The following is a 13011-nucleotide window of genomic DNA, read 5'->3' on the forward strand; positions in this document are numbered from 1 at the left end:
TCAACATTCCACGACGCTGACCGCGAGGCCGCCGAGCGCCGTCTCCTTGTACTTGCTGCTCATGTCCCGCCCCGTCTCGCGCATGGTCACGATGACCTCGTCGAGGGAGACGCGGTGGGTGCCGTCGCCCCACAGCGCCATCTTGGCGGCGTTGATCGCCTTGGCCGCGGCGATCGCGTTGCGTTCGATGCACGGGATCTGGACGAGACCGCCGATCGGGTCGCACGTGAGGCCGAGGTTGTGCTCCATCGCGATCTCGGCGGCGTTCTCAACCTGTCGCGGTGTTCCGCCGAGCACCTCGGCGAGCCCCGCTGCCGCCATCGAGGATGCCGAGCCGACCTCGCCCTGACAGCCGACCTCGGCGCCCGAGATCGAGGCGCGGGCCTTGTAGAGGACGCCGATCGCGGCGGCGGTGAGCAGGAAGGGGATGACGACCGCCTCGCGAGATCGCCCCTTCGCCGCGTAATGGGTCGCGTAGTGCAGGACGGCGGGGATGATCCCCGCGGCGCCGTTCGTCGGTGCGGTCACGATCCGTCCGCCGGACGCATTCTCCTCGTTCACCGCGAGGGCGACGAAGTTCACCCACTCCTGCCAGAGCGCGGGGTCCTCGCCCGTCGGGTCGTCGAGGCGAAGCCGGTTCCGCCAGGCGGGCGCGCGGCGCGGGACCCGCAGGCCGCCCGGCAGCATCCCCTCCCGCGCGGCGCCGGAGGCGACGCTCTCGCTCATGACGTCGGCGAGATGCAGGATGCCGGTCTCGATCTCGACCTCGTCGCGTGAGGCGAGCTCGTTGCGGCGCTGGATCTCGGCCATGGAGAGCCCTTCGCTGTCGCAATGGGCCAGGAGCTCGGCCGCCGTCTCGAAGGGGAACGGCACTGCGGTTGCCGTCGTCACCTGCGCCTGCTCGCCGTCGCGGACGATGAACCCACCGCCGGTCGAGTAGTACACGGCCTCGTCCAGCAGCAGCCCGTCGGCGTCCCACGCCTGCAGTCGCAGGCCGTTGGTGTGGCCGGGGAGGATCGTGAGGGGATGCAGGACGATGTCGTCCTCGCAGAGGGGCACATCCCCGGTACCGCCGAGGCGAACCCGACGCTCGTCAGCGATCGCCGCCGTCCGCTCCTCCACCTCAGCGGGCAGAACCTCCTCGGGCTCGAGCCCCTCCAACCCGAGGAGCACGGCCGTGAGCGTCCCGTGCCCGCGGCCGGTCGCCGCGAGCGAACCGTAGAGGTCGACCTGTACCCGGGCAGCACGTCGAGCGTCGATCCGCGACACGTAGTCCGCTGCGGCCCGCATCGGCCCCACCGTGTGCGAGCTGGAGGGCCCGATACCGACGGTGAACAGGTCGAAGACGCCGATGCTCGGGGTCATCGCGGTGAGCGAGCGGGTGGGTGTGACGGTGGGAACAACGGAACTCCTGACGGCGCAGCGGGATGCGGGTGAGTTCCTCCCCCTCTGTCATCGGCCTGAGAGATTTCACGGGCGGTGCCCGCTTGCCCCGTCGGCGGGCACCCGAAGGTGCCGCTTTTCAGAGTGACCATGTCGGCTCGGTACGGGGGCCTGAGAGATTCCGGGGAGGGATTGCTCCTTCGGCAGCCACGAGGGCTTCTCCCGAGCAGACGCGATGGTCCGGTGTGCGATTGTGAGCGCGAGCCTATCACCGGCCCCCGCAGCGCCGATACGGCCTCAGCGCGCGCATTTCCCGGACGACACGGTCGCCGCGTCGGCCGAGACCTCGAGCGCAGGCTGGAGTTCCTCCGTCGTCATGGCGTACCCGCGCGTCGCGTCGTCCTGCCCCCGCGCGAAGACGAGGCCGGTCACTTCGCCCTTCGCCGTCAGCAGCGGGCCACCGGAGTTGCCCGGGCGCACGTCCGCCTCGAGCGCGTAGATCTCACGGGGCTGCGAGCTGTCCTCGTAGATGTCCGACACGATCGCGTTCCCCACCGAGAGGACGTACGCCGAGGTGCTCGTGAAGGGTCCGCCGAGGGGGTAGCCCTGGACGGCGACCGGCGTGCCGGCCGCGACGTCGCCCACGATGGGCAGTGGCCGCGCGTCGAGACCGGCGACGCTGATCACGGCGATGTCATCGATCGGATCGAAGTAGACGACGCGTCCCTCCTCGGCATCCCGACCCGGGAGCTCGACGAGCGGGGTGTCGACGCCCGCCACGACGTGGGCGTTCGTGACGACGAGGTCGTTCGCGACGACGAACCCCGACCCGGTCAGCGACGCTCCGCAGGCGTACGCGTTGCCGCTGATGCGGGCGACGGATGCCGCGGCCCGCTCGAGCTGCGGATCGTCGAGCGACACCGGGGGCGCCGTGGGCTCGACCTCGGGTGCCAGCAGGTCGCCGACGCGCGGGATGCCCTCGTCGACGATGAAGCCGCGGAGCTCGGCGAGCGCGGAATCGACCGCGGGCGGGGTGATCGCGTCGATGGCGCCCAGCACGCGGGAGGACGCCACGGCGGGAGCGACCACCGGCATCCCGGACCCGACGATCGCACCGCTCGCGAGGAGGAGGACGATGGCGGCGGCGACCGTGTTCACGAGCCCGCCGAGGATCCGATCGAGGGGCGCGAGCTTGGCGCGGTCGACCCCACGGCGCAGGCGCGCGCCGACGGCGGTTCCGATCGAGGCGAGAACGACGACGATCCCGAGGGCGATGATCGCGAGGACGAGGCTGCGGTACTCCCAGCCGGCGAAGGTGGGCGCGATGACGGGCGTGAGCCAGACCGCGATCACCGCGCCGAGGATGATGCCGACGAGGGTCCCCGCCGTCGCGACGAGGCCGCGCAGCAGCCCGCCGAACAGTGCCGCGATGAGCACGAGCACGACGATGATGTCGACGACGAGCACGGCGGGCCTCCCTTGACGAGTCCGCCCGGGAGAGCCGGCGGTTCCTCGTGATCAGCGTAGGACGCGCCCCCTGGGAAGTCGGTTCGTGTTGCCGTTCTTGTCACTTTGACTCTAAGATCGGAGCAGCACTTAAGGTCATCATGACAAGAACACTGCCTCCCTCCCCCATCGGCGTCGCCGTGTCGACGGTCATCTTCCGCCTGCGGCGGGATGCCGACGATGCGCGCATCGAGCTGCCGCTCGTGCGTCGGACGCGCGACCCGCATGAAGGCCAGTGGGCTCTGCCGGGCGGGTGGGTCGATCCTGCCGAGAACGTCGAGGCGACGGCATCCCGCACCCTCGCGGAGACGACCGGACTGTCACCGAGCTACCTCGAACAGCTGTACGCCTTCGGGGACGTCGGGCGCTCCCCCGGCCGCGTCGTGTCGATCGTCTACTGGGCGCTCGTGCGCGAGGACGTCACCGAAGCGACCCAACAGCACAACGTCGCCTGGTTCGACGCCACGGCCCTGCCGGAGCTGGCCTTCGACCACAACCACATCGTCGACTACGCCCTGTGGCGGCTGCGGAACAAGGTGGGCTACAGCCGCATCGCCCACGGCTTCCTCCCCGACCGCTTCACCCTCGCCGAACTCCGCGAGGTCTACGAGGCGATCCTCGGCCGGCGTCTCGACCCCGCGAACTTCCGCCGCCAGGTGGAGGGCTCGGGGACCCTCATCCCCACCGATGACTTCCGCACCGGCAGCCACCGGCCCGCCCGCCTCTACCGCTACAACCAGGACGTCGAGTTGGCCGATCGCGGCCCGCTCCCGCAGTGAAGGACCCGAACCGACATGAGCGCCACCCCCGTCACCCTGCAGCCCCGCCCGATCGATCCCCGTCCCATAGATCCCAGCGTCGATCACGAGATCCAGGCGATCGTCGCCGGCGAGACCACCGCCGAGACGTGCAACACCGACCTCGCCGCCGGACCCTGGACCTTCGACACCCGCCCCGGCTACGGACCCGGCTCGTCGATGGGCGACGTCATTCCCACGGGCGCGCCCCGACAGGGGCAGCTGCCCGCCGAGTACCGCGAGGCGGACGAGTCAGAGCTCGCCGCGCGCATCGTCGCGGCGAAACAGACCCTCGGCGAGCGCGTAGTCGTACTCGGGCACTTCTACCAGCGCGAAGAGGTCGTCACCCACGCGGACTACGTCGGTGACAGCTTCCAGCTCGCGAATGCCGCCCTCGAGCACCCCGACGCCGAGGCGATCGTCTTCTGCGGCGTGCACTTCATGGCCGAGACCGCCGATCTCCTCTCCCGCCCCGAACAGGCGGTCATCCTCCCCAACCTCGCCGCAGGCTGCTCGATGGCCGACATGGCCGACATCGACCAGGTCGAGGAGTGCTGGGAGCAGCTCGCCGATGTCTACGGCGACATGGACACTCCGGATGCCGAGGGGTTGCTCCCGGTCATCCCCGTGACGTACATGAACTCGTCCGCCGCGATCAAGGGCTTCGTCGGCCGCCACGGCGGGATCGTCTGCACCTCGTCGAATGCACGGACCGTCCTCGAGTGGGCCTTCGCCCGCGGACGTCGTGTGCTCTTCTTCCCCGATCAGCACCTCGGCCGCAACACGGCGAAGGCCATGGGCGTCCCCCTCGAGCAGATGCCGATGTGGAATCCGCGAAAAGCGCTCGGCGGATCGACGAAGAGCGAGCTCGCCGACGCCCGCGTCATCCTCTGGCACGGCTTCTGCTCGGTACACCGCCGGTTCACGGTCGACCAGATCGCCGCCGCGCGGACGGATCACCCGGGCGTCCGGGTGATCGTGCACCCCGAATGCCCGATGGAGGTCGTCGACGCGGCGGACGAAGCGGGCTCGACCGACTACATCCGGAAGGCCATCGCCGCGGCCACCGAGCCCACGACGTTCGCGATCGGCACCGAGATCAACCTCGTCCAGCGTCTGGCGGCGCAGTTCCCGCAACACGAGATCTTCTGCCTCGACCCGGTCGTCTGCCCGTGCTCGACTATGTACCGGATCCACCCGGGCTACCTCGCCTGGATCCTCGAAGGGCTCGTCGCCGGCGAGGTTCGCAACCGCATCACGGTGCCGGCCGACGTCGCCCAGCCGGCGCGCGTCGCCCTCGAGCGAATGCTGGCGGCCAAGCCGTGACCAGCGTCGTCGTGGTCGGCTCGGGCATCGCCGGGTTGACCGCAGCCCTCCACGCGGATGCCGGGAGTTCGACGGTGACCATCGTCACCAAGAGCGAGCTGGTCGAAACCAACACTCGGTACGCGCAGGGCGGCATCGCGGGCGCGCTCTCCCCCGCCGACCGGACGGCCGATCACGCCCGCGACACCTTCGTCGCCGGAGCGGGGCTGGCGGACCCGGCCGCTGTCGACGTCCTCGTCACGGAAGGTCCGGACCGCATCCGGGACCTCATCGCCGCCGGCGTGCAGTTCGATCGGGACGCTGACGGCACGCTCCGCGCGGGACTCGAGGGCGCGCACTCATTCCCCCGCATCCTGCACGCCGGGGGCGATGCCACCGGCGCCGAGATCGAGCGCGCGCTCGTCGAGCAGATCCGCCGGAGCGGCATCCGTGTCCTCGAGCACTGCTTCGTGACCGACCTGGTCCGCCGGGGCGGACGTGTCGTCGGTGTGGACATCCTCGGCGGCGAGCGCATCGAGGCGGACGCCGTGATCCTCGCGACGGGTGGCGCAGGCCGGCTGTTCGCCCACTCGACCAACCCCGCCGTGGCGACCGGTGACGGCATCGCCCTCGCCGCCAGGGCGGGCGCTGCCGTCCAGGACCTCGAGTTCGTGCAGTTCCACCCCACGGTGCTCGCCACGGGCGACGCGTTCCTCGTCTCGGAGGCCGTGCGCGGTGAGGGCGCGGTCCTCCGCGACGAGAGCGGACGCCGATTCGCCGTCGACGTCCACCCGGACGCCGAACTGGCGCCCCGCGACGTCGTCGCCCGCGCGATCACGGCCGCGATGGCAAGCCAGGGCGGACGACCCGTCCTCCTCGACGCCACGGCGGTCCACAGCCCCGACCCCGACGAGCGAGCACGGTTCCTCGCCGCCCGGTTCCCCACCATCGACGCCGCCGTCCGCTCGCGCGGGCTCGATTGGGCGCGCGAGCCGATCCCCGTCACACCGGCCGCCCACTACCTCATGGGCGGCGTGGTCACCGACCTCGACGGCCGCACCGACGTCCCGGGCCTGTACGCGGTCGGCGAGGTCGCGCGGACCGGAGTCCACGGGGCGAATCGTCTCGCGTCGAACTCCCTGCTCGAGGGCGCCGTCTTCGGCGCCCGTGCCGGTCATGCCGCGGCCACAGACGGTGCGGCGTGGCCCGTGCTCGCCGGCGCCCCGACCGTCGGCGAGACGGCGGCCGACGGCATCCCGCACCCGCCCTTCAGCCGGCACGCTTTGCAGGAGCTCATGTGGGCGGATGCCGGCGTGACGCGCGACGGCGGCGGTCTTCGCCGTGCGGCACGCACCCTCGCCGCGTGGCGCGGCTCCGCCACGCCGCCGGTGACCCTGCCGGAGCACGAGGACGCGAACCTCCTGCTCGTCGCGGAGCTCATGGTCGCCGCCGCGCTCGCGCGGACCGGCTCGGTGGGTTCCCACCAGCGCACGGACGATCCGGCCTCCGCCGATGCGCGCATCCGACCCGACCTGGAAGGGGCTGCGTGATGCTCTCGCCCGCCGTCATCGAGACCACTGTCCGCGCAGCCCTCCTCGAGGACGCCCCGTGGGGTGACATCACGAGCGAAGCGCTGATCCCGGCATCCGCCACCGCGACGGCCGAACTCGTCGCGCGGGAAGCCGGCGTGTTCAGCGGCGGCGCCGTGTTCTCTGCGGCGTTCAGCCTCACCGACCACGGTGTCGAGACGGATCTCCGGGTGCCGGACGGAGACCGCTTCTCCCCCGGCGATGTCCTCGCCGTCGTGACGGGACCCGCCCGCGCCATCCTGACGGCGGAGCGGATCGGACTGAACTTCGTCCAACGGATGTCGGGCATCGCGACCGTGACCGCCGCCTACGTGGATGTGGTGGCCGGGACCGGCGTGCGCATCGTCGACACCCGCAAGACGACACCGGGCCTGCGCGCCTTCGAGCGGCACGCCGTCCGCAGCGGCGGCGGCGCCAACCACCGCCATTCGCTGTCGGATGCCGTGATGGCGAAGGACAACCACCTCGCCGTGCTCACGCGCTCGGGCTTGTCGGTCACCGAGGCGATCATCGAGGCCAAGACGCGTCTGCCCCACACCGCCCACATCGAGGTCGAGGTCGACCGTCTCGACCAGATCGAGGCGGTGCTCGCCGCGGGCATCGGCACGATCATGCTCGACAACTTCACCCTCGCGGGCCTCCGGACGGGTGTCGCGCAGGTGGCGGGGCGGGCGACCGTCGAGGCATCCGGCGGGGTCTCCCTCGACACCGTCCGGGCGATCGCCGAGACCGGTGTCGATGTCATCTCGGTCGGCGCGCTGACGCACTCGGCGCGGGCGCTCGACCTGGGACTCGACGTCCGCATCGAGGCCTGAGGTGCTCTACCTCGACCACGCGGCGACGGGACCCGTCCGTCCCGAGGTGCGGGCGGCGATGCTCCCCTTTCTCGGCGAGCGCTACGGCAACCCGTCGAGCCACCACACGGTCGGCGAGGATGCCGCCGCCGCCCTCACCGACGCGCGTCGCCGGGTCGCAGCCGTCCTCGGGATGCGGCCGGGAGACGTGATCTTCACCTCCGGGGCGACCGAGGCGAACAATCTCGCGCTGAAGGGGGTCGCTGTCGCAGCACTCCTGCGCACCGGGCGGCCCGGACACCTCGTCACGAGCGCGATCGAGCACGAGTCGGTGCTCGCGTCGGCGGAGTTCCTGGAGCGCGTCCACGGGGTGGCGGTGACCCGGCTGCGGGTCGACGCGGATGGGCTCGTCTCCCCCGACGACCTCGCGGCCTCCCTTCGGGAGGACACCGTGCTCGTCTCGCTCGGGTACGCCAACAACGAGGTCGGGACGGTGCAGGATGCCGCCGCCCTCGCGGCCGTCTCCACAGCGGCGCGCGTCCCGCTCCACCTCGACGCCGTCCAGGCAGCGGGGTGGCTGCCCCTGGCGGGGACCGGTGCGGAAGCCCTCTCGATCGCGGGCCACAAGATCGGAGCCCCGCAGGGGATCGGGGCCCTCGCGATCCGCGGACGCGTCTCCCTGGAACCACTCCTCCACGGCGGCGGTCAGGAGCGCGATCGTCGCAGCGGCACGGAGAACGTCGCCGGCGCGGTGGGCCTCGCCGTCGCACTCGAACTCGCCGAGGCGGAGCGACTCGACGCGACGGCGCGCGTCGCAGCGGCGCGCGACGCATTCGTCGCCCGCGTTCTCGCGCTGATCCCCGAGGCGCGGCTCACGGGTCACGCATCCCGCCGTCTGCCGGGGACGGCGAGCTTCACGTTCTCGGGCGTCAGCGGCGAAGCCGTCCTGCTCGAACTCGAACGGCGCGGCGTCGTCTCCTCGAGCGGATCCGCCTGCGCAGCCGGCAGCGACGAACCCTCCCATGTGCTCCTGGCGCTCGGCATCGCACCCGACGTCGCCCAAACGTCGGTCCGGTTCAGCTTCGGCCACCACGCGACGATCGACCCCGCCCCCCTCGCCGACGCCGTCGCCGCCTCGGTGGCGGCGGTACGATCGCGGTGATGAGCACCCCGACCGTCACCGTCATCGTTCCCGGACGCGACGTCGGCGCGTTCGCCGACGAGGCCCTCGCCTCCCTCCGCGGGCAGACGCACGAGGACTTCCGCGCGATCCTCGTCGACGACGCCTCACGCGATCGGACGGCCGAGGTGTTCGCCGCGACGGCCGCCGCTGATCCTCGCTTCACGGTGCTGCGCCACGACGTCGCCCGCGGCCTGGGCACCTCCCGGAACGAGGCGCTCGATCTCGTGGGCACCCCCTATGTCGGCTTCTTCGACGCCGACGACGTCATGCTGCCGGGAGGGCTCGCCACCCTCGTGGGCAGCCTCGAGGAATCCGGCAGCGACATCGCCGTCGGCGCCTACGTCCGATTGCGAGCGGATGCCTCGGGTCGCTACGCCCCCGGCATCGTCCAGCCCTGGGTCGCGGCATCCACCTCGCCCGCCCGGCGTCGCACGACCCTCGCCGAGCACCCGGACGTCTCGGGGAACATCGTCGCGTGGTCCAAGGTCAGCCGCATCGACCTGTGGCGTCGCGAGGGTCTGCGTTTCACCGAGGAGCGGGCGTACGAGGACCAGGTCGTCGCGCAGCAGCTCTATGCGGCGGCCGGAGCCATCGACGTGATCCCCGACGTCGTGGTGCACTGGCGCGAGCGAGCAGACGGCACCTCGATCACGCAGCGGCGCCACGCCGTCCCCGTCCTGCAGGACTACCTCGACGGTATGCGGGGAGGCCTCGCGGTCCTCGATGACGCGGGATTCGACGACGCCGCCCGCTCCCGCGTCCACCTCATCCTCGACATGGACGTCCCCGCCCTCGTGAGGGTCGCCGAGCACCACCCCGACGACACCTATCGGCAGCTTCTGGGTGCGTTCACGCGAGACCTCCTCGATCGCGCCGAGAACGAGGGCGTCGTCCTCGACGAGGCATCCGCTCCCCTGCTGGCCGCCGCACAGGCCTGGTGAGGATTCAGCCGGCGCCGTCGATACGCGCCGCCGCGACCTGCTGCGCCGCGAGTTCAGCGTAGAGACCGCCCGCCGCCAGCAGTTCCGTGTGCGTGCCCGACTCGACGATGCTCCCCGCCTCGACGACGTGGATGACGTCGGCGGCGATCACCGTCGAGAGCCGGTGTGCGATCGACAGCGTCGTCCGCCCCCGCGCCGCCTCGTCGATGGCCTCCTGCACGACCCGCTCCGAGACGGTGTCGAGCGCCGAGGTCGCCTCGTCGAGCAGCAGCACGGGCGGATCCTTCAGCAGTACGCGCGCGATAGCGATCCGCTGCTTCTCTCCGCCGGACAAGCGGTACCCCCGCTCGCCGACGACGGTGTCGTAGCCGTCCTCGAAGCCGGCGATGACGTGGTGGATGTTCGCCGCGACGCAGGCGGCCTCGATCTCGGCATCCGTCGCTTCGGGCTTCGCGTAGCGGAGGTTGTCGCGGATCGACGCGTGGAAGAGGTAGGTCTCCTGCGACACGATGCCGATCCGGTCGATGATCGATGCCTGCGAGAGCGAGCGCACATCGGCTCCGGCGAACAGCACGGTCCCCGCGGTCGGCTCGTAGAGGCGCGGCGCGAGGTACAGGATCGTGGTCTTTCCGGCGCCGGAGGGTCCCACGAAGGCGACGTGCTGCCCGGGCTCGGCCACGAAGGAGACGCCGTCGAGGGTCGCAGGGCTGTCGGGGCCGGCATCCGGGTATCGGAACGAAACGTCCCGGAACTCGATCCGCCCCACCGGGCCGGGGGCGTCCGCCACGTCGAGCGCGTCGGCGGCGTCGGCGATCGCGGGGCGCAGATCGAGGTACTCGAAGATGCGGGCGAACAGCGCGCGCGAGGTCTGCACGTCGAGCGCGACGCGCATCAGTCCCATGAGCGGCATGAGCAGCCGTGCCTGCACCGTCGTGAACGCGACGACGGCTCCCGCCGTGATGGGGACCGCGTCCCCCGTGATGAAGAACCCGGCGACGAGGTAGATGATCGCGGGGACTGACGACATGATGATCTGCACGACAGCGAAGAAGCCCTGCCCGCTCATCGCCTGCCGCACCTGCAGACCGATCTGGGTCCGGTTCTCGGCGGCGTAGCGATCCGACTCGGTCCGCTGGCGGTTGAAGGACTTCGACAGCAGGATGCCGGAGACGCTCAGGGTCTCCTGGGTGATGGCGCTGAGCTCCGACAGCGACTCCTGCGTCTGACCGGCGATACGTGCGCGCACCTGACCGACCCGTCGCTGCACGAGGATCAGCACGGGCATCATGACGACCGCGATGAGGGTGAGTCGCACGTCGATGAGGAGCATCGCCACCAGCGCGGAGATGACCGTGACGGTGTTGCCGAGGATGCTCGTGACCGTGTTGGTGAGGACGCCGGACACCCCGCCCACGTCGTTCTGCAACCGCGACTGGATGACGCCTGTCTTGGTCCGCGTGAAGAACCCGAGGTCCATCGCCTGCAGATGGGCGAACATCCGCACGCGCAGATCGCCCGTCACCCGGTTGCCGACCGTCGATGTCAGCCAGGTCTGCGCGATCCCGAGCGCCGCGCCGAGGACGAACAGCCCGATCATCGAGAGCACCAGGACACCCAGGAGCCCGAGCTGGGGAGGCGAGCCGTCGACCGGGAAGAGGGCGTCGTCGAAGATGCGCTGGACCAGCAGCGGCGGGATGACGCCGACCGCCGCGCCGAGGATCACGAGCGCCGCGGTGACGACCAGTCGGCGGCGGTACGGGCGGAAGAGGGCGACCACACGCCGGCCGAGATCCGGGATGCGGGGAGCCGACGCGTTCTGCTCCCGCTGCGTGTCTTCATCGATTCCGCGGAACCCTCCTCGGAAGCCTCCGGGTCCGCCCATGCTCATCTCGTCACCATAACCCCGCGCGATCCTCGCCGGCCCGGGGAATGAAGCGCAACCCGGATCCGTTAGGCTGAACGACTCGCGAGACGCGTGTGCCTGTCTCCGCCGCGCCGACCGCCCCTCCCACTCGAAGGACTCTCGTGCCCCTCTCGGACACTGCATCCACGCCCACCGCCGCACCCGCTCCGGCGCCGACGAGGACGGGTCCGGTCATCGCACTGCTCGTCGTCGCCGCCTTCGTCGTCATCCTGAACGAGACGACCATGAGTGTCGCCCTGACCGACATCGTCGCCGACCTCGGCATCACCGTCGCCACCGGCCAGTGGCTGACGACCGGCTTCCTGCTGACGATGGCCGTGGTCATCCCGCTGACGGGGTACCTGCTGGAGCGGTTCACGCTGCGGACCGTCTTCTTCGCCGCCATGACCCTGTTCTCGGCCGGAACCCTGATCGCCGCCCTCGCACCGGGCTTCGAGTTCCTCCTCGCCGGCCGGATCGTGCAGGCCAGCGGCACGGCGATCATGATGCCGCTGCTGTTCACGACGGTCCTCAACATCGTGCCCCCGTCGCACCGCGGCCGGATGATGGGCACCATCACCGTCGTGATCGCCGTCGCCCCGGCGATCGGGCCTACCGTCTCGGGCCTGATCCTCTCGACCCTCACCTGGCATGCGATCTTCTGGGTGATGCTGCCCATCTCCCTCATCGCGATCGCACTCGGCGCCGTATGGGTGAAGAACGTCACCGAGACCCGCCCGGACGCGCGTTTCGACGTGCTGTCCGTCCCGCTGTCCGCCCTCGGTTTCGGCGGCCTCATCTACGGCTTCAGCGCGATCGGCGAGTCGGCGTCGGGGCACGCCCCGGTCCCGGTCGCGATCCCGCTGGTCGTCGGCGCACTGGCACTCGTGCTCTTCGTCCTCCGCCAGCTGCACCTGCAGAAGACCGACAGCGCACTGCTGGACCTCCGTACGTTCCAGACCCGTGCGTTCTCGCTCGCGGTCGTCCTCGTGGTCGTCGTGTTCGCCGCGCTGTTCGGCTCGATCGTCCTGCTGCCGATCTACCTCCAGCAGGTGCTGGGGCTCGACGTCCTCGGCATCGGTCTCATGCTGCTTCCCGGCGGCATCCTCATGGGTGCGATGGCGCCCTTCGTCGGCAACGCCTTCGACCGGGTGGGGCCGACTCCGCTCGTCATCCCGGGCATGATCATCGCCGCCGCAGCCCTGTGGGGAATGACCCTGTTCGACGCGAACACGGGCGTCCCCTTCGTGATCGCGGTACACCTGGCCCTCAACCTCGGGCTCGGTCTCACATTCACGCCGCTGCTGACGTCGGCGCTCGGCTCGCTCCCCCGGCGCTACTACCCGTACGGCTCGGCGACGGTGGGAACCCTGCAGCAGGTCGCGGGCGCCGCCGGGACCGCGCTGTTCGTCACCATCATGACCGTGACGACGGCGGCCGGACTGGCCGACGGGCATACCGAGGTGCTGGCCAAGGCCGGCGGCGTACATGCCGCGTTCCTCGTCGGTGCGATCGTGGCGAGCGCCGCGGTCGTGCTCGCGCTGTTCGTCCGCAAGCCGGCCGAGGGGTCCGCGGACGAGGGAGCCCCACTCGCCCACTGATCAGTCGGT

10 protein-coding genes and 2 riboswitches are annotated in these 13011 nt (G+C 70.9%); of the genes, 7 read left to right on the top strand and 3 right to left on the bottom strand.

The window, feature by feature from the left end; translation table 11 throughout:
• On the bottom strand, positions 1–1365 hold the full coding sequence (locus QE428_RS13805; protein WP_307470319.1) for an L-serine ammonia-lyase: 1365 nt from the start codon (positions 1363–1365) through the stop codon (positions 1–3).
• Between the two features lie 74 nt (positions 1366–1439).
• Positions 1440–1532: riboswitch (glycine riboswitch) on the bottom strand.
• A riboswitch (glycine riboswitch) is annotated at positions 1533–1618 on the bottom strand.
• Between the two features lie 62 nt (positions 1619–1680).
• Complete coding sequence (locus QE428_RS13810) at positions 1681–2850, bottom strand: MarP family serine protease (protein ID WP_133399790.1); 1170 nt, start codon at positions 2848–2850, stop codon at positions 1681–1683.
• A gap of 140 nt (positions 2851–2990) precedes the next feature.
• Here QE428_RS13810 and QE428_RS13815 point away from each other — a divergent pair, with 140 nt between their 5' ends.
• Genes QE428_RS13815 through QE428_RS13840 form a run of 6 tightly spaced genes read left to right on the top strand, consistent with a single transcriptional unit; the run spans position 2991 to position 9498 of the window.
• Positions 2991–3668: an NUDIX domain-containing protein gene (locus QE428_RS13815; protein WP_307470323.1), complete on the top strand. Its 678-nt coding sequence runs from the start codon at positions 2991–2993 to the stop codon at positions 3666–3668.
• 15 nt (positions 3669–3683) lie between these two features.
• Positions 3684–5012, top strand: a complete 1329-nt coding sequence (gene nadA / locus QE428_RS13820) for a quinolinate synthase NadA (protein WP_307470325.1) — start codon at positions 3684–3686, stop codon at positions 5010–5012.
• Entirely contained in the window at positions 5009–6541 is a 1533-nt protein-coding gene (gene nadB / locus QE428_RS13825) for an L-aspartate oxidase (protein WP_307470327.1), read from the top strand. The genes nadA and nadB overlap by 4 nt, the downstream gene beginning before the upstream one ends.
• A complete protein-coding gene (gene nadC, locus QE428_RS13830; RefSeq protein ID WP_307470329.1) occupies positions 6541–7395 on the top strand; it encodes a carboxylating nicotinate-nucleotide diphosphorylase in 855 nt (284 codons plus the stop codon). Before nadB ends, nadC begins: the two co-directional genes overlap by 1 nt.
• Position 7396: 1 nt before the next feature.
• Positions 7397–8536: a cysteine desulfurase family protein gene (locus QE428_RS13835; RefSeq protein WP_307470331.1), complete on the top strand. Its 1140-nt coding sequence runs from the start codon at positions 7397–7399 to the stop codon at positions 8534–8536.
• Positions 8536–9498, top strand: a complete 963-nt coding sequence (locus QE428_RS13840; RefSeq protein ID WP_307470333.1) for a glycosyltransferase family 2 protein — start codon at positions 8536–8538, stop codon at positions 9496–9498. The genes QE428_RS13835 and QE428_RS13840 overlap by 1 nt, the downstream gene beginning before the upstream one ends.
• A 4-nt stretch (positions 9499–9502) precedes the next feature.
• Here the strand turns inward: QE428_RS13840 and QE428_RS13845 are convergent, their stop codons facing one another.
• On the bottom strand, positions 9503–11380 hold the full coding sequence (locus QE428_RS13845) for an ABC transporter ATP-binding protein (protein ID WP_373457709.1): 1878 nt from the start codon (positions 11378–11380) through the stop codon (positions 9503–9505).
• Positions 11381–11523: 143 nt separating this feature from the next.
• Here QE428_RS13845 and QE428_RS13850 point away from each other — a divergent pair, with 143 nt between their 5' ends.
• Complete coding sequence (locus tag QE428_RS13850; protein WP_307470337.1) at positions 11524–13002, top strand: MDR family MFS transporter; 1479 nt, start codon at positions 11524–11526, stop codon at positions 13000–13002.
• The last annotated feature ends 9 nt before the right edge of the window (positions 13003–13011 follow it).

It is taken from the genome of Microbacterium sp. SORGH_AS_0505, assembly GCF_030818715.1.
Taxonomy (GTDB): Bacteria; Actinomycetota; Actinomycetes; order Actinomycetales; family Microbacteriaceae; genus Microbacterium.